The sequence below is a fragment of the Pedococcus sp. KACC 23699 genome, from assembly GCF_045348425.1.
GTDB lineage: Bacteria > Actinomycetota > Actinomycetes > Actinomycetales > Dermatophilaceae > Pedococcus.
In genome coordinates this window covers 25,566-41,888 of the sequence record NZ_CP157483.1, presented here as the reverse complement: position 1 = coordinate 41,888, position 16,323 = coordinate 25,566, and the positions used below count along the sequence as shown (strand labels likewise).

The 16,323-nt window shown below is 71.4% G+C and carries 16 protein-coding genes and 1 tRNA gene; 9 read left to right on the top strand and 8 right to left on the bottom strand.

The genetic code is table 11. The features are described 5' to 3' along the window. Positions 1 to 25: 25 nt before the first annotated feature. From fabF to fdhD, 8 genes are all read right to left on the bottom strand, one after another. The gene (fabF, locus tag ABEG17_RS00180; RefSeq protein ID WP_406831232.1) at positions 26 to 1,270 is read right to left on the bottom strand and encodes a beta-ketoacyl-ACP synthase II; all 1,245 of its coding nucleotides are present in this window, start codon (positions 1,268 to 1,270) and stop codon (positions 26 to 28) included. Positions 1,271 to 1,412: 142 nt separating this feature from the next. Then, entirely contained in the window at positions 1,413 to 1,661 is a 249-nt protein-coding gene (locus ABEG17_RS00175) for an acyl carrier protein (protein WP_056917602.1), read from the bottom strand. A 90-nt stretch (positions 1,662 to 1,751) separates the two neighbouring features. After that, positions 1,752 to 2,771 carry a beta-ketoacyl-ACP synthase III gene (locus ABEG17_RS00170; RefSeq protein WP_406831231.1) on the bottom strand — a complete coding sequence of 340 codons (1,020 nt, stop codon included), beginning with the start codon at positions 2,769 to 2,771 and terminating at the stop codon, positions 1,752 to 1,754. A 1-nt stretch (position 2,772) separates the two neighbouring features. Next, positions 2,773 to 3,702: an ACP S-malonyltransferase gene (locus ABEG17_RS00165; RefSeq protein ID WP_406831230.1), complete on the bottom strand. Its 930-nt coding sequence runs from the start codon at positions 3,700 to 3,702 to the stop codon at positions 2,773 to 2,775. Positions 3,703 to 3,819: 117 nt separating this feature from the next. Beyond that, complete coding sequence (locus tag ABEG17_RS00160) at positions 3,820 to 5,016, bottom strand: PucR family transcriptional regulator (RefSeq protein WP_406831229.1); 1,197 nt, start codon at positions 5,014 to 5,016, stop codon at positions 3,820 to 3,822. A 75-nt stretch (positions 5,017 to 5,091) separates the two neighbouring features. Next, a complete protein-coding gene (locus ABEG17_RS00155) occupies positions 5,092 to 5,976 on the bottom strand; it encodes an NAD-dependent epimerase/dehydratase family protein (protein WP_406831228.1) in 885 nt (294 codons plus the stop codon). Positions 5,977 to 6,063: 87 nt separating this feature from the next. Beyond that, the gene (gene aceE / locus ABEG17_RS00150; protein WP_406831227.1) at positions 6,064 to 8,829 is read right to left on the bottom strand and encodes a pyruvate dehydrogenase (acetyl-transferring), homodimeric type; all 2,766 of its coding nucleotides are present in this window, start codon (positions 8,827 to 8,829) and stop codon (positions 6,064 to 6,066) included. A gap of 158 nt (positions 8,830 to 8,987) precedes the next feature. Further along, positions 8,988 to 9,827, bottom strand: coding sequence for a formate dehydrogenase accessory sulfurtransferase FdhD (fdhD, locus tag ABEG17_RS00145; protein ID WP_406831226.1), 840 nt, complete (start codon positions 9,825 to 9,827; stop codon positions 8,988 to 8,990). Positions 9,828 to 10,212: 385 nt separating this feature from the next. Here fdhD and ABEG17_RS00140 point away from each other — a divergent pair, with 385 nt between their 5' ends. From ABEG17_RS00140 to ABEG17_RS00100, 9 genes are all read left to right on the top strand, one after another. After that, positions 10,213 to 10,377 (top strand): hypothetical protein, encoded by a 165-nt coding sequence (locus ABEG17_RS00140; protein WP_406833249.1) that lies wholly within the window; start codon positions 10,213 to 10,215, stop codon positions 10,375 to 10,377. 10 nt (positions 10,378 to 10,387) lie between these two features. Continuing rightward, positions 10,388 to 10,945, top strand: coding sequence for a PH domain-containing protein (locus tag ABEG17_RS00135; RefSeq protein ID WP_406831225.1), 558 nt, complete (start codon positions 10,388 to 10,390; stop codon positions 10,943 to 10,945). Continuing rightward, entirely contained in the window at positions 10,942 to 12,381 is a 1,440-nt protein-coding gene (locus ABEG17_RS00130) for a PH domain-containing protein (protein ID WP_406831224.1), read from the top strand. The genes ABEG17_RS00135 and ABEG17_RS00130 overlap by 4 nt, the downstream gene beginning before the upstream one ends. A gap of 129 nt (positions 12,382 to 12,510) precedes the next feature. Next, positions 12,511 to 12,936, top strand: coding sequence for a DUF3052 domain-containing protein (locus ABEG17_RS00125; protein WP_406831223.1), 426 nt, complete (start codon positions 12,511 to 12,513; stop codon positions 12,934 to 12,936). A 22-nt stretch (positions 12,937 to 12,958) separates the two neighbouring features. After that, positions 12,959 to 13,426: a peroxiredoxin gene (locus tag ABEG17_RS00120; RefSeq protein WP_406831222.1), complete on the top strand. Its 468-nt coding sequence runs from the start codon at positions 12,959 to 12,961 to the stop codon at positions 13,424 to 13,426. A gap of 39 nt (positions 13,427 to 13,465) precedes the next feature. Beyond that, a tRNA-Val gene (locus tag ABEG17_RS00115) sits at positions 13,466 to 13,538 on the top strand. Between the two features lies 1 nt (position 13,539). Next, positions 13,540 to 14,391, top strand: a complete 852-nt coding sequence (locus ABEG17_RS00110; RefSeq protein WP_406831221.1) for a Nif3-like dinuclear metal center hexameric protein — start codon at positions 13,540 to 13,542, stop codon at positions 14,389 to 14,391. 110 nt (positions 14,392 to 14,501) lie between these two features. After that, positions 14,502 to 15,128: a zinc ribbon domain-containing protein gene (locus ABEG17_RS00105; RefSeq protein ID WP_406833243.1), complete on the top strand. Its 627-nt coding sequence runs from the start codon at positions 14,502 to 14,504 to the stop codon at positions 15,126 to 15,128. Positions 15,129 to 15,131: 3 nt separating this feature from the next. Beyond that, on the top strand, positions 15,132 to 16,310 hold the full coding sequence (locus ABEG17_RS00100) for a bifunctional RNase H/acid phosphatase (protein ID WP_406831220.1): 1,179 nt from the start codon (positions 15,132 to 15,134) through the stop codon (positions 16,308 to 16,310). The last annotated feature ends 13 nt before the right edge of the window (positions 16,311 to 16,323 follow it).

Here is a 16,323-nt window from a genome sequence, read left to right as displayed (position 1 = left end):
AGGTCGCAACAAGACCTCGGTCAGGTCAGACGGATGTGAACACGACGGCCACGTTGTGGCCGCCGAACCCGAACGAGTTGTTCAGGGCGGCGATGTCGCCGGAGGGGAGCTTGCGGGCCTCGCCGTGCACGACGTCGAGCTTGATCGCGGGGTCGAAGTCGTCGAGGTTGATCGTCGCCGGGGCAAGACGGTGGTGCAGGGCGAGGACCGTCAGGACGCCCTCGAGCGCTCCTGCGGCACCGAGCAGGTGCCCGGTCATCGACTTCGTGGCGCTGACCGGCATACCGTCCGCGTCGTCACCGAACGCGCGGCGGATGGCGTTGGACTCGGCCACGTCACCGACGGGGGTGGACGTCGCGTGGGCGTTGACGTGGACGATGTCCTTGGGCGTGAGCCCGGCCCGCTGGACGGCCTCGACCATGGCGCGGGAGGCGCCGGCGCCCTCGGGCTCGGGGGCAGCGATGTGGTGGGAGTCGGCGGACATGCCCACCCCGCCGATCTCGGCATAGATCTTGGCGCCGCGGGCCTTGGCGGCCTCGTACTCCTCGAGCACGACCACCGCGGCACCCTCACCGAGGACGAACCCGTCGCGCCCGGTGTCGTAGGGCCGTGAGGCGCGCTCCGGGTCGTCGTTGCGGGTGGACAGGGCCTGCATCGCGGCGAAGCCGGCGATGGGCAGGGCGTGCACGGCGCCCTCCGTGCCACCGGCCACGGCGATGTCGGCCCGACCGGCGCGGATCATGTCGTAGGCGTAGCCCATCGCCTCGAGCCCGGAGGCACAGGCGGACACCGGGGTGTGCGCGCCGGCACGGGCACCGATCTCGAGCGAGACGGCAGCGGACGAGGCGTTCGGCATGAGCATGGGGACGGCGAGGGGGAAGACCCGACGCGGTCCCTTCTCGCGCAGGTTGTCCCACTGGGACAACAGGGTCCAGACACCACCGATGCCGGTGCCGATGCAGGCGGCCAGGCGCTCGGGGTCACCCTCGGGGGCGCCGGCGTCGGCCCACGCCTCACGGGCGGCGATGATCGCGTACTGGGCGCTGGGGTCCATGCGGCGCACCTCGACCTTGCTGAGCACCTCCTCGGCGGGGGTCTTCAGGGTCGCCGCGAACTTCACGGGGAGGTCGTACTTCTCCACCCACTCGTAGGGCATGGTCCGGGCGCCGGAGCGGCCGGCGAGGATCGCGTCCCAGGTGTCGGGGACGTTGCCGCCCACGGGGGTCGTGGCTCCGAGGCCCGTGACGACGACGCGTCGTTCGGCGGTCATGTCTGGGTGCTCCTTCGTGAGGGTGGAGGGAAGGGTGCTGCTGCGGGGTGGCGGCCTGCGTGCCGGGTATGGCGCGGGCGCGCCACCCCACGTGTGGTGCGGTGCGGTGTCAGCCGCGGGTCACGCTGGGGTCAGAACTGGATCAGCTCTGGCTCTTGGAGATGAAGGACACGGCGTCGCCGACGGTCTTGAGGTTCTTGACCTCGTCGTCGGGGATGCGCACGCCGAACTTCTCCTCGGCGTTGACGACGATCGTCATCATCGACAGCGAGTCGATGTCGAGGTCGTCGGTGAAGGACTTCTCGGACTGCACCGAGTCGGTGTCCAGGCCGGTCTCCTCGTTGACGATCTCGGCAAGTCCCTCGAGGATCTCCTGCTCGCTCTGTGCCATGTGCTTGCGCTCCTTGGTTGTTCGACGGGTGTCGGTTGGGTGGTTCGGCCCGGTGCTGCACCCGCGGGCCCGCGGGAGTGGTGGGTGCCGCTAGGGCAGGACGATGACCTGCGCGGCATACACCAGACCGGCGCCGAAGCCGATCTGGAGCGCGAGGCCGCCACGGGGTGCCGCGCCCTCGCGGAGCATCCGCTCGGTCGCGAGGGGGACGGACGCGGCGGAGGTGTTGGCGGTGTCGGCGATGTCACGGGCTACGGCGATGTCGGACGGCAGCTTCAGCTGCTTGATCATCGCGTCGATGATCCGCATGTTGGCCTGGTGGGGGATGAACGCGTCGAGGTCCTCGGGACGCACGCCAGCGGCGTCGAGGGCCTTGAGCGCGACCGGTGCCATGCCCCAGACGGCCCAGCGGAAGACGGTCTGGCCGGCCATGCCGATGGCGGGCCAGCCGAGGTCCTTGTCGCGCACGTCGACCCAGGAGTCGCGCTGCGAGATGGCCTTCCACTGCGCGCCGTCGGAGCCCCACACGGTCGGGCCGATGGCGGGCGTGTCCGAGGGGCCGACGATGGCCGCGCCGGCGCCGTCGCCGAAGATGAAGGCGGACCCGCGGTCCTTGGGGTCGGTGAACTCCGAGAGCTTCTCGACACCGATCACCAGGACGTGGCGCGCGCTGCCGCCACGCACCATGTCGTTGGCGAGGCTGATCGCGTGGCAGTAGCCGGCACAGGCGGCCGAGATGTCGAACGCCGCGGCCTGGATGCCGAGCCGGTCGGCGACGATGGGTGCAGCCGCAGGGGTCTGGTAGGGGTGCGTCACCGTCGCGACGATGACGGCGTCGATGGCCGAAGCCTCGAGGCCGGCCATCGCGAGGGCCTCGTGGGAGGCGGCCACGGACATGTCGACGACGGACTCGTCCTTCGCGGCGAAGCGGCGGCTCTTGATGCCCGACCGCTCCTGGATCCACTCGTCGGAGGAGTCGATCGCCTCGACGAGCTCGGAGTTCCACACGACGCGCTCGGGTCGGTAGCCACCCACCCCGAGGATGCGCGAGTAGGTGGCGCCGCTCGGAGCGGTGATCGTGCCGGTGCCCTTGGGGGCGGGTGTCGTCATGTCAGGCCTTCTGCGCTTCGTCGGAGATGAGCTGCTGGGCCGCCACGAGGTCGTCAGGCGTCTTCACTGCCACCGTGGTGACCCCGGGCATCCCGCGCTTGGCGAGTCCCACGAGGGTGCCGGCCGGCGCGAGCTCGATGAGCGTGGTGACGCCCTGCTCGACCATGGTCCGCATGCACAGGTCCCAGCGCACGGGGTTGCTCACCTGCTGGACCAGCCGGGAGACGACCTCGGCGCCGGTGGTGACGGCGCTGCCGTCGCGGTTGGACAGCAGGGTGACGCCGGGATCGCTGACGTCGAAGCCCTGCGCGAGCTGGCCGAGCGCCTCGACGGCCGGGGCCATGTGGTGGGTGTGGAAGGCGCCGGCGACCGGGAGCGCGATGACGCGTGCCTTGGCGGGCGGGTCGGCGGCCAGGGCGGCGAGCTGGTCGAGGGTGCCGGCGGCGACGGTCTGCCCGGCGCCGTTGGCGTTCGCCGCGGTGAGCCCGTGGCGCTCGAGGACCGCGGCCACCTCGGCCGGGTCACCTCCCAGGACAGCGCTCATTCCCGTGGGCGTCCGCGCGCTCGCAGCGGCCATGGCGGCGCCACGCTCACGGACCAGGACCATGGCGTCGTGGTCGGACAGCACCCCGGCGAATGCCGCCGCGGTGATCTCCCCGACCGAGTGGCCGGCGGTGACGCCGACGGTGCCGGCGGGCCCGCTCGGGAGCAGCACCGCCGCGGCCGCGAGGCCGGCGCCCACGATGAGGGGCTGGGCGACCGCGGTGTCCTTGATCGTCTCCGCGTCCGAGGTCGTGCCGTGGGCGACGAGGTCGAGGCCCGCGACGTCGGACAAGGACTCCAGCCGCTCGCGGAAGGCGGCCAGCTCGAGCCAGGGCGCGAGGAAGCCGGGGGTCTGGGAGCCCTGTCCGGGGCAGACGATTGCGAGCACGGTTCCACCCTTGCGGTCCGCGGACCCATCAGGCGTGACCGTTCCGCACGAACATCACGCGCCCGTTTTGGAGGTTTCCTCCAATCGATCTCGGACGACGTGACCGACGCCACGGCCTCAGGAGGTGGGGGTGTAGCGGACCGCAGACGGCCCCGGACGGCTCAGCCGCCCGAGTGCTAGGGCGATCCGCACGGTGTGCGCGTCGTGGGGGTCGGTCAGCTGGTAGCCGGTGAGGTCGGCGATCTTGCCCAGGCGGTAGCGGACCGTGTTGGGGTGCACGAACAGCACCCTCGCCGTGCCCTCCAACCCCCCTCCGGTCTCGAGGTAGGACGCAGCCGTCTCGAGGAGCCCGCCGCCACCGGTCGACAGCGGGTGCCAGATCCGGTCGAGCATGAGGGCTCGCGCTGGTGCGTCACCGATGAGCACGCGCTCGGCGAGCAGGTCGTCGGCGGCCACCGGACGGGGCGCCTCGGGCCAGGCCTGGGCGCAGGAGTGCCCGGCCAGGGCCGCGCGGGCCGAGCGGCCCGCGGCGAACAGGTGGGGCACCGTCGGACCCACGACGACCGGGCCGTCGCCGAACTGGTCGCCCAGCTCGCGGGCCGAGGCCATCGCGTCGTCGACGTTGCCGAGGATGCACACCAGGCGGCGGCCCTGGACGGCGACGAGGGTGTCCACGCCCACCCGCTCAGCAGCCCTGCGGAGCCCGTCCACCACCCCGGCGGATCCACCGGCCGGTGTGCTGCCCGCGATGACCGCCACCCTCGTCGTGGAGCCCCAGCCCAGCGCGGCCGCCCGTGACTGCATCGAGTCGTCGGCCTCACCCCGCAGGACGGCGTCGACCACGAGCCCCTCGAGGCGGGCGTCCCAGGCGCCACGAGCCTCGGCGGCGTGGGCGTAGACCTCGGCTGCGGCGAACGCGATCTCCCGCGAGTAGCGAAGCACCGACTCGCGCAGGGCCTGCTCCTCACCGGGCTCGGCGAGGGCGGTGGCGTCCTGCTCGACGACGTCGACCACCGACCGGACGAGGTCGAGGGTCTGGCGCAGGGTGATCGATCGGGTCAGCTCACGGGGCGCCGTGCCGAACACGTCGGCCGTGACCGGGATGTGGTCCCCGCCCTCGCGCAGCCACGCGATGAACGCCGCGATACCGGCCTGGGCGACGAGCCCGACCCACGAACGGTCCTCCGCCGACAGGGCGCGGTACCAGTCGTGCGCCGCCTCCATCCGTCGCGTCGCACCGCTGGACAGCTCACCGGCCGCCCGCTCCACCCGCTGCAGGGTGGCAGGGGACGTCGTGACCGTCGCGGGCGTCATACGGGGAGTCTATTTGTATGACGCCCACAACCGCGGCACACCGGCCCTCGTGCCGGAGGGTGTCAACAGGGCTTCTCAGACGTGGTCACGCCAGGAGTGCTGAGGGTCGTACCCCAGCACCCGCCGGGCCTTGTCGATGCCGAGCAGGGTCTCGTGCTCGCCGAGCTCCTTGCGCACCTCGACGTCGGGGAAGACCTCGGCCACCAGCTCGGCGCTGGGCCGGGTCATCACGGTGTCGGCGTTGGCGATGACGAACACCTCGACACCCGGCTCGGTCCGCTCGAGGCCGAGCCGCACCGCCTGGGCGCCGTCACGGCCGTCGATGTAGCCCCACAGGTTCCACTTGCGCAGCGTCGCGTCGGCGTCGAAGGACGGGAAGGCGGCGTAGTCCTCGACGTCCATGACGTTGGAGAACCGCAGGCCCACCATGGTGAGCTCGGGGTCCCAGCGGCAGAAGTGCCCTGCCATCTCCTCCTCGAGCGCCTTGTTGAGGGAGTAGGTCGACTCCGGACGCGGGTGGAAGTCCTCGTCGACCGGGACGTAGGGCGGGGGAGTGTCGAACGGCAGGCCGAGCACCGTCTCGCTGGACGCCCACACCACGCTGCGCACCTTGAGGGCGCGCGCCGCAGCGAAGACGTTGTAGGTCGCGGCCGAGTTGTTGGCGAACGTCGCCGCGTTGGTCGTCAGGCCCGGGGCGGGGATCGCCGCGAGGTGCACGACGGCGTCGACCGGCGTGGTGTGCTCGTCGACCCCGCCCGAGAGCGCCTCGAACACCTGCCCGTAGTCGGTGAGGTCGACCGCCACGAACGGCGTGGTGGTCGACTCCGGTCGGGTCCGGTCGAGGGCGAGGACGTCGTAGCCGCTCTCCGCGAGGTGGGCGACGACGGTGCGGCCGAGCTTGCCGGAGGAGCCGGTCACGGCGACGCGGCGGCGCGGGTTCCGGGGGGAGGGGGAGGTCATGAGTCCATCCTGCCCCAGCGACAGGTATGCCGCCTGCTCACGGGGAGCAGGCGGCATACCTGTTGTGTCACAAGGGAATTGCGAAGGTCAGCTCTCGCCGCCCGCGTTGCCCGAGGTGCCGGCCGTGACGTCGAGCAGGCGGTAGCGGGACGCCGCCTGACGAGGGATGTCCGCGTCGATCTCGCCACGCGCGGCGAGCATCTGCAGCGCCCGCACTGCGACCGAGGGGCCGTCGATGTGGAAGTAGCGACGAGCCGCCGGGCGGGTGTCGGAGAAGCCGAAGCCGTCCGCACCGAGCGACGCGAAGTCGCCGGGCACCCACTGCTGGATCTGGTCCTGCACCTGGCGCATGTAGTCCGAGACCGCGACGACGGGGCCGCGGGCGTCCTTCAGGCGCTGGGTGACGTAGGGGACGCGACGCTCCTCGTCGGGGTGCAGGAACGCCTGCTCGTCGCAGGCGAGACCGTCACGACGCAGCTCGGTCCACGAGGTCACCGACCAGACGTCGGCGACGACGCCCCAGTCGCCCCGCAGCAGCTCCTGGGCCTCGAGCACCCACGGCACCCCGACACCGGAGGCGAGCAGCTGCACGCGCGGTGCCTCGTCGCCCACGCCCTCGGTGCTGCCCGGGGCGAACAGGTGCATGCCCTTGAGGATGCCCTCGCTGTCGACGTCCGCCGGCTCGGCCGGCTGGCTCATCGGCTCGTTGTAGACCGTCACGTAGTAGATGACGTTCTCCGGGTTGTCGCCGTACATCCGGCGCAGCCCGTCCTGCATGATGTGGCCGATCTCGAAGGCGAACGCCGGGTCGTAGGACACGACCGCGGGGTTGGTCGCCGCTAGGATGGGGCTGTGGCCGTCGGCGTGCTGCAGGCCCTCACCGGTGAGGGTGGTGCGACCGGCGGTGGCGCCGATGAGGAAGCCGCGCGACATCTGGTCGGCAGCTGCCCAGATCGAGTCGCCGGTGCGCTGGAAGCCGAACATCGAGTAGAAGACGTAGATCGGGACCATCGGCTCGCCGTGCGTGGCGTAGGACGTGCCGGCCGCCGTGAATGCCGCCATCGAGCCCGCCTCGTTGATGCCGAGGTGCAGGATCTGGCCGTCCTTGGCCTCCTTGTAGGCCAGCATCAGCTCGGCGTCGACGGAGGTGTAGTTCTGCCCGTGGGGGTTGTAGATCTTGATCGTCGGGAAGAACGAGTCCATGCCGAACGTGCGGGCCTCGTCGGGGATGATCGGCACGACGCGCTTGCCGAACTCCTTGTCGCGCATGAGCTCCTTGAGCAGTCGCACGAACGCCATCGTCGTGGCGACCTGCTGCTTGCCGGTGCCCTTCTTGACGATGTCGTAGGCCGACGCGTCCGGCAGCTTCAGCGGCTCGTGCTGCACGCGACGGATGGGCAGCGGGCCACCGAGCTTCTCGCGACGCTCGCGCAGGTACTGGATCGTCGGGTCGTCCGCACCGGGGTGGAAGTACGGCGGACGGTACGGGTCCTTCTCGAGCTGCTCGTCGCTGACTGGGATCTTCAGGCTGTCGCGCAGGCCCTTGAGGTCGTCGAGGGTGAACTTCTTCATCTGGTGCGTGGCGTTGCGGCCGGCGAAGTGGCTGCCGAGTCCGTAGCCCTTGATCGTCTTCGCGAGGATGACGGTCGGCTGGCCGTTGTGGTTCATCGCGGCCTGGTAGGCGGCGAACACCTTGCGGTAGTCGTGGCCACCACGCTTGAGCTTCCACCAGACGTCCTCGTCGGACCAGTCCTTGACCATGTCGCGGGTGCGCGGGTCGCGGCCGAAGAAGTGCTCGCGCACGTACTTGCCGTCGTTGGCGCGGAAGGTCTGGTAGTCGCCGTCGCTCGTGGTGTTCATGAGGTTGGCGAGGGCGCCGTCGCGGTCGGCCGCGAGGAGCGGGTCCCAACCACGGCCCCAGACGACCTTGATGACGTTCCAGCCCGCACCGCGGAAGAACGACTCGAGCTCCTGGATGATCTTGCCGTTGCCGCGGACCGGGCCGTCGAGGCGCTGCAGGTTGCAGTTGATGACGAAGGTGAGGTTGTCGAGCTCCTCGCCGGCTGCGAGCTGCAGCAAGCCACGGGACTCGGGCTCGTCCATCTCGCCGTCGCCGAGGAACGCCCAGACGTGCTGCTGGCTGGTGTCCTTGATGCCACGGTTGTGCAGGTATTTGTTGAACTGCGCCTGGTAGATCGCGTTCATCGGGCCGATGCCCATCGACACGGTCGGGAACTGCCAGAAGTCCGGCATGAGGCGCGGGTGCGGGTAGGACGGGAGCGCGAGCGGCTCACCGGCCACGACGTGGCTGTGCTCCTGGCGGAACCCGTCGAGCTGGTCCTCGGAGAGACGACCCTCGAGGAACGCACGGGCGTACATGCCGGGGGAGGCGTGGCCCTGGAAGAAGACCTGGTCGCCACCGCCGGGGTGGTCCGCGCCGCGCCAGAAGTGGTTGAAGCCCACCTCGTAGAGGGTGGCGGCCGAGGCGTACGTGGAGATGTGGCCACCGACACCGATGCCGGGAGCCTGTGCGCGGTGCACCATGACGCCGGCGTTCCAGCGCAGGTAGGCGCGGTAGCGGCGCTCAACCTCCTCGTCGCCGGGGAACCAGGGCTCGGCCTCGGGGCTGATCGTGTTGATGTAGTCGGTCGCCGTCAGGGACGGCACCCCGACCTGCATCTCCCGAGCGCGCTCGAGCAGCTTGAGCATCACGTAGCGGGCCCGCTGGCGTCCGCCCTCCTCGATGACTCCGTCGAGGGAGTCGAGCCATTCCTGGGTCTCATCGGGGTCGATGTCCGGGAGCTGGCTGGGGATGCCGTTGAGAATGGGTCCGGCTTCCTCGCGTGCGGCCACGGTCGTGGGTCCTTTCTCGCGCCACGGTCGCGGGGTTGCCTGCGACCGGGCTCCATCTTCCCCCCTCTGGAGGCGTCGGTCACAACCCGGTCCGGGCTACTGGCCAGTATCCGGAGCGCGGGCGCAGATATATGCGTGAACCGGGCCGAGATGGACGCTCAGCCGAGGTCGAGCCGGTGCTCACCGGCGTAGACGGTCAGCCGCGGTGCCCGGGCGAAACCGACGAGCGTCAGGCCGGCCTCCCGGGCCAGCCCGACCGCCAGCGAGGACGGCGCGGACACCGCCACGAGCGCCGGGATGCCGGCCATCACGGCCTTCTGCACGAGCTCGAAGCTCGCGCGTCCGCTCACGACGAGGACGTGCCCGGCCAGGGGCAGCCGTCCCGCGCGTCCGGCCCAGCCGATCACCTTGTCGACGGCGTTGTGCCGGCCGACGTCCTCGCGCACCACCAGGGCCTCGCCCTCGGGGGTGAACAGCCCTGCGGCGTGCAGGCCACCGGTCTTGTCGAACACCTTCTGCCGCGTCCGCAGGACGTCGGGCAACCCAGTGAGGACCGCGGGGGAGAGGCGCACGGCGTCGGTGTCGACGGCATACGGGCGGTGGGTGGTGATCGCCTCGATGCTCGTCTTGCCACACACCCCGCACGCGCTGGTCGTGTACTGGTTGCGCTCGCTGCGCGACAGGTCGACGGTGACGTCGGGCGCGAGGGTCACGTCGACGACGTTGTAGGTGGGGGAGCCGTTCTCGTCCTCGTCCAGGCAGTGCATCATCTGCGCCACGTCGGTGCCGTGCCGCAGCACGCCCTCCGTGAGCAAGTAGCCCAGGGTGAGGTCGAAGTCGTCGCCCGGGGTGCGCATGGTCACCGAGATCGACGTGCCGTCGACCCTCATCTCCAACGGCTCCTCGACCGCGACCGTGTCGGGTCGCGACCGGGTCACCACGCCGTCGGCGGTCACCTCGAGACGGATCGCCGGAGTTCGCTGCGTCACCCTGCCCATGGCGCCACGGTATGCGGCGCGACGACCGCCCGCTCGCCCGGCCCGCGCGCCCGGCCCGCGCGTGCCCGGCCCAGTCGCCCCGCCAGCTCGTCCGCCCTGCTCCCAGGGTGACCGGCTCCCGGTTGCCGCGCGGTTGGGTGCCGGCAGGGGGAGCGTCTCCTGCGGTTCCTGGCCCCACTTCGTCCTGCTGTGGGGCATGTGCCGCGTACAAGAAGGTATGTGCATGTCGATGCTCGACCGCAGCCGCTCGGTGGCCGGACCCGGATACAGCACGTGGCTCATCCCGCCGGCAGCGCTCGCGGTGCACCTGTCGATCGGCCAGGTCCAGCAGCGCCACGGGCGAGCCTGGACTGGCGGATGCCAAGGTCGACGAAGGAGCACTGCGATGAGCGACACTCGTTCGACCGCCCCCGACACCACCCACTCGGGCCACTCCGCCGTGACGACCAGCCCACTCGTCGTCACCGCGGCCTGGCTGGTGGTCGGCACCCCACTGGCCTACGGCCTGTGGCAGACGATTCTCAAGGCCGCCAAGCTCTTCGGCGGATAGGTTTGAGGGCGTGAGCACCACGCCCCCGCAGCCCCTTCCGGAACCGGATCGGGGGAGCGCCCTCGGCAGTCGCCCGGCCGCTGCCTCGGTCCGGCTCTACGACGACACCGGTATGCCGTGGCAGCCGGTGTCGCAGCGTCTCGCCACCGCGCGGCACCTGGTGCTCGTGCTGGTGCTCGCCCCGCTCCTCGTCGTCCTCGCGGTCCTGGCGGTGTTCGTCTGGACCTGGTTCTGGGTCGGGGTCGCGCTGGCCGCCGCCGCCGGGCTGTGGGGTTGGTGGCTGGTCGGGCGCCAGGTCTCGGCGATCAGCTGGGCCGAGGGCCTCGAGGAGCTCGTCGTACGCCGTGGCCGGTTGTTCCGCTCGGTCGTCTCGGTGCCGTACGGCCGGCTGCAGTACGTCGACGTGCAGTCCGGACCGCTGGAGCGGCGGTTCGACATGGCTACCGTCGAGCTGCACACCGCCTCGCCGGACAGTGGCGGACAGATCCCGGGCCTCCCCACGGGCGAGGCCGAGCGGTTGCGCGAGCGGCTGGCCGCTCGTGGGGAGTCGCAGCGGGCGGGCCTGTGAGCCACCCCGTGCCGGCGGGCGAGGAGCAGTGGGCGCACCTGCACCCCTTGTCGCCCCTGCTGCGCGGCGGTCTCGCCTTCACCGCGGTCGTCGCCTACCTGGTCTCCCAACAGCTCGACACCCTCTTCGGTGCCGGTGGCGACGACCCGACCCAGGGTCACCTCGGCTGGGCCGCGCTGGTCGTGCTGGGGGTGCTGCTGGCCATCGTCGCCGGGGCCTGGCTGTCGTGGCGCTTCTCGCGCTACCGCGTCGGGAGCACGCTCATCGAGCTGCGCACCGGCTTCGTCTTCCGCCAGCACCGGCAGGTGCGGTTCGACCGCATCCAGGCCGTCGACGTCGGTCGCCCCCTGCTGGCCCGCCTCACCGGTCTCTCGGAGGTCGTGGTCCAGTCCGCGGGCGGGAAAAACTCCCAGCTCAAGCTGTCGTTCCTCGCCGACTCCCGGGCCCAGGAGGTCCGCGAGCAGCTCATGACGCTCGCCAGCACGGCCGACACCGCATCGACGACGTCGACCGAGTCCACGGCGTCGACCGAGTCCACGGCGACGACCGCGTCCGCGTCCGCCGGCCCTACCGACATCACACCCGACAGCACACCGGTGGCTGCCCCGGGTCGTCGCGTCGTGCTCGTGCCCAACGCCCGCGTCGTCCAGTCCGTGCTCTACAACGGCCACAGCGTCTTCCTCGTCCTGGCGGTGCCCGCCCTGCTCGGGTTCCTGGTCGCCGGCGTCGGTGGGATGGTGGCGTGGCTCGGCCCGACCGTCCTGGGGCTCGGCAGCACCCAGGTCAAGCGGCTCCTGCACGAGTGCAACTTCGAGCTGCTGCACACCGGTGACCGGCTGCGCATCAGGCACGGCCTCACGGACCTGCGGACGACCACGGTGCCGCTGCACCGGATCCAGGCCGTCGAGGTCAGCCAGCCGCTGCCCTGGCGGCTCACCGGGTGGTGGCGGCTGCGGATGAACGTCGCCGGAGCCGGGCACGACGAGGACGCCACCGAGACCGTGCTGCTGCCCGTGGGCACCTTCGAGGAGGTCCTGGCCGTCCTCGTGCTGGTGCTCCCGGGGGCCACGCGCGACGTCGCCGCAGCCGCCATGCTGGGGGAGGGCGCGACCTATGGCTTCACCGCAGCGACGACCCGAGCGCGAAGGCTCGACCCCGTCGGGTGGCGACGTCGGGGCTACACCGTCGCCCCCGACGTCCTGGTGACCCGGCGCGGACGGCTGTGGCGGGTGGCGCAGTTCGTCCCCCACGCTCGCGTGCAGTCGCTGAAGGTGTCGCAGGGTCCGCTCCAGCGCTCGCAGGGCGTCGCGTCTGTACACCTGGTGTCGACCCCGGGACCGGTCAGCCCGGTCGTGGCCCACCTCGACCTCCACGCGGCCGAGGTCCTGCTGCAGGAGCAGGTCGAGCGGTCCGGGCTGGCCCGCCGGTCGAGCTGACGGCGGTCCACATGTCGACTGATCTGCGGCGATTCCGTGGAGCTGGTTGCGCAATCGGCCCGGACAGAGTGGACTGTGCGCCACAGTCCACGACCACCGAGGTCGACGGCGAGGAACAGGAGAAGGCACGTGAGCACGTCCGCACAGGCGGCGCCGCACGGTGGGGCCGACCGTCTGGGGTTCACCGCAGGTCAGGTGATCCAGGAATTCGGCTACGACTCGGACGTCGATGACGACCTCCGCTTCGCCATCGAGGACCTCACCGGCACCGAGCTCGAGGACGAGGACTACGGCGATGTGGCCGACTCCGTCCTCATCTGGTGGCGCGAGGGAGATGGCGACCTCGTCGACGCGGTCGTCGACGCCCTGACCAACCTGGCTGACGGTGCCTTCATCGTCATCCTCACCCCCAAGGCAGGACGACCCGGGCACGTCCAGGCCAGTGACATCGAGGAGGCGGCCACCACCGGCGGCCTCCACACGTCCGGGACCATCAACGCCTGCGAGGACTGGACCGCGACGAGGCTCGTCGCCCCCAAGTCGGCCCGCCGGTGAGTTCGCTGGCAGACTGCCAGCCATGACCTCACCGCTCGCTGTCGGCGACACCGCACCCGACTTCACCCTCAAGGACCAGAACGGACAGGACGTCACGCTGTCCTCGTTCCGGGGCGACAAGTGCGTCGTCGTCGTCTTCTACCCGTTCGCCTTCTCGGGCATCTGCACCGGCGAGCTCTGCGAGATCCGCGACAACCTCGGCGCCTTCGTCTCCGACGACGTCCAGGTGCTCGGCATCTCCACCGACCACATGTTCACCCAGCGGGCCTGGGCCGACAAGGAGGGGTACTTCTTCCCGCTCCTGTCGGACTTCTGGCCGCACGGCGCCGTGGCGCAGTCCTTCGGTGTGCTCCACGAGGGCGCCGGGGCGGCGGTGCGGGGCACCTTCCTCATCGACCGCGAGGGCGTCATCCGCTGGTCCCTGGTCAACGAGATCGGCCAGGCGCGCGACTTCACCGGCTACCACGAGGCGCTGCGCCAGCTGGCCTGACACAATGGCGCCGCGCGGCCGGTGCGACCGCCCGCGCAGGGGCCTGTAGCTCAGTTGGTAGAGCACCGCGTTTACACCGCGGGTGTCGTCGGTTCGAGCCCGGCCGGGCCCACGTGCACCCCAGCCTCGCCGACGTCGTCCGGGTCCTCGACGGCTTCTACCCGCCATCCACCGCCCAGTCCTGGGACCAGGTGGGCCTGGTCACCGGCGACGCGGAGCAACGGGTGGAGCGGGTCCTGTTCGCGGTCGACCCGACGCTGGCCGTCATCGAGGAGGCCCGCGGGCTGGGCGCCGACCTCCTGGTGACCCACCACCCGCTGCTGCTCAAGGGCGTCCACAGCGTGGCCACCTCGACGGCCAAGGGCGCCGGCGTCACGGCGCTGGTCGTGCACGACATCGCCCTCTACGTCGCCCACACCAACGCCGATGTCGCCCAGCCCGGCGTCAACGACGCCCTCGCGACCGCCTGCGGGCTCACCGACACCGAGCCGCTCGCGGTCGTCGAGGGGCAGCCCCTCGGCCGGGTCGGCGACCTGCGCGCCCCCACGAGCCTGGCCGCGTTCACGGCAGCCCTGTATGCCGCCCTGCCGCCCTCGGCGGGCGGCGTCCGGGTCGCGGGACCGCCGGACGCACAGGTGCGGAGGGTCGCCGCGATGGGCGGCGCGGGCGACGACATGTTCGACCACGTCCGGGCGTCGGGAGCCGACGTCTTCGTCACCGCCGACCTGCGGCACCACCCCGTCCTGGAGGCCCGCGAGGAGGCCCGGGGCGGGGCGCCGTACCTCGTCGACGCGGGCCACTGGGCCACCGAGTCGCTCTGGCTCGCCGGGGCTGCCCGGCGGCTGGAGGCCGCGCTTGCCGACGCAGACCCTGCGGCCTCTAGAGTGGAGACGCACATTTCCACACTGCGCACCGACCCCTGGGATTTCGTCGTCGGTGCCGAGCCGCCCGGAGGTACGTCCTGAAAGCCGACCCGTCCCGTCAGTGGAGGCTCCTGGACCTGCAGGCGATCGACACCCGTCTCGACCAGATCGCCCACGCGACCAAGAACCTGCCCCAGCGCGCCGCGTTGCTCGTGCTCGAGCAGCGCGCAGCAGCACTGGACTCCGACCTGGTCCGGGCCCAGACCGTGCTGGGTGACATCCAGCGCGAGGTGGCCAAGGCCGAGACCGACGTCCAGCTCGTCCGGGACCGCGCGGCCCGCAACCAGGCCCGCCTCGACGCCGGCACCGGCACCGCCAAGGACCTGCAGGCGCTCCAGCACGAGCTGGACTCCCTGCACCGTCGCCAGGGCGAGCTCGAGGACGTCGAGATCGAGATCATGGAGCGCGCCGAGGGGGCGGAGGCGGACGTCACCCGCCTCGAGGCCGAACGGACCGCACTGACCGCTGAGCTGGAGAAGGCGACGGCGGCCAGGGACGACGCGCTCAAGGACTTCGAGGCCGAGGCGGCCAAGGTCGCCTCCCCCCGCGCCGACACGGTGGCGGGCGTGGGTGCCGACCTCGTCGCGCTCTACGAGAAGATCCGCACCCAGACGGGCGGGCTCGCAGCAGCAGCCTTGCGCCAGAGGCGTTGCGGCGGTTGCCAGCTCGAGCTCAACAACGTGGAGATGAGCCGGATCAAGGCGGCCCCCGACGACGAGGTGCTGCGGTGCGAGGAGTGCCGCCGGATCCTGGTCCGCACCTCCGAGTCCGGCCTCTGAGCGGTGGGTCGACCGCTCGTCGTCGAGGCCGACGGCGGCTCCCGGGGCAACCCCGGGGTCGCCGGCTACGGCGCCCTCGTCCGTGACCCCTCCACCGGCCGCGTCCTCTGGGAGGGTGCTGCGCCCCTGGGCAAGGCGTCCAACAACGTCGCGGAGTACTCCGGCCTGATCGCCGGCCTGCGCGCTGCCCAGCGGATCGACCCGGCCGCCGACATCGAGGCCAAGATGGACTCCAAGCTCGTCGTGGAGCAGATGTCAGGGCGCTGGAAGATCAAGCACGAGGACATGCGCAGGCTCGCCCTCGAGGCCCGTGAGCTCGCCGGCCTCATCAGCCGCGGTGGTGGCTCGGTGTCCTACACCTGGATCCCGCGCGAGAAGAACAAGGACGCGGACGCCCTGTCCAACAAGGGGATGGACGGCCGGACCATCGACCGGATGGTGGGGGAGCCCGAGCCCGAGCCCGAGTCCGAGCCCGGCGCTGTGGGCGGACCTGACCCGTCGGCCGCCGAGCTCGTGGACGAGATCATCGATCCGGCTCCCGGGACGGCAGCACCGGTCCCGACAGCCGGTCAGGGCACCCCGACCCGCGTGGTCCTCGTACGACACGGTGTCACCGACTTCACCACGCACGCACGCCTCGACGGGCGGGGCGGGTCCGACCCGTCGCTCAACGAGACCGGGCGCGCGCAGGCGCGCGCCGCTGGCGCTGCCGTCGCCCACCTCCTGGCCGGATCATCGGCCAGGGTGGTGACCTCGTCGCTGGTTCGCGCGGTGCAGACCGGGGCCGCCGTCGGCGCCACCATCGGCGTCGACGCCGAACAGGACGCCGACTGGGACGAGCAGGCCTTCGGCGACTGGGACGGCGCGAGCGTCCACGACCTCGCCCGCGAGCAGGCCGCCGAGCTGGCGCGCATGCGTAGCGACGCGGCATACGCCCGTCCCGGTGGGGAGACCCACCTCGAGCTGGCCGAGCGTGTCCTGGCTGCGTTCGAGCGGGTGGTCGCCGCGGGCGGCACCACGGTCGTCGTCTGCCACCGCAAGCCGATCATGGTGGTCCTCGCGCACGTGCTGGGGATCCCGCACGACAAGATCTGGCGGCTGGCAGCGGCACCCGGCTCGCTCACTGCGCTCGAGGTCTGGCCGGACGGCAACGTCTCGGTGGCCTTCACCAACCGCACGTAGGTCGGTCACGCCC

What these genes read in the sequence shown, in the direction of transcription:
- fabF (WP_406831232.1), bottom strand. Translation starts at nt 1,270, where the DNA reads ATGACCGCCGAACGACGCGTCGTCGTCACGGGCCTCGGAGCCACGACC.
- ABEG17_RS00175 (WP_056917602.1), bottom strand. Translation starts at nt 1,661, where the DNA reads ATGGCACAGAGCGAGCAGGAGATCCTCGAGGGACTTGCCGAGATCGTC.
- ABEG17_RS00170 (WP_406831231.1), bottom strand. Translation starts at nt 2,771, where the DNA reads ATGACGACACCCGCCCCCAAGGGCACCGGCACGATCACCGCTCCGAGC.
- ABEG17_RS00160 (WP_406831229.1), bottom strand. Translation starts at nt 5,016, where the DNA reads ATGACGCCCGCGACGGTCACGACGTCCCCTGCCACCCTGCAGCGGGTG.
- ABEG17_RS00155 (WP_406831228.1), bottom strand. Translation starts at nt 5,976, where the DNA reads ATGACCTCCCCCTCCCCCCGGAACCCGCGCCGCCGCGTCGCCGTGACC.
- fdhD (WP_406831226.1), bottom strand. Translation starts at nt 9,827, where the DNA reads ATGGGCAGGGTGACGCAGCGAACTCCGGCGATCCGTCTCGAGGTGACC.
- ABEG17_RS00140 (WP_406833249.1), top strand. Translation starts at nt 10,213, where the DNA reads ATGAGCGACACTCGTTCGACCGCCCCCGACACCACCCACTCGGGCCAC.
- ABEG17_RS00120 (WP_406831222.1), top strand. Translation starts at nt 12,959, where the DNA reads ATGACCTCACCGCTCGCTGTCGGCGACACCGCACCCGACTTCACCCTC.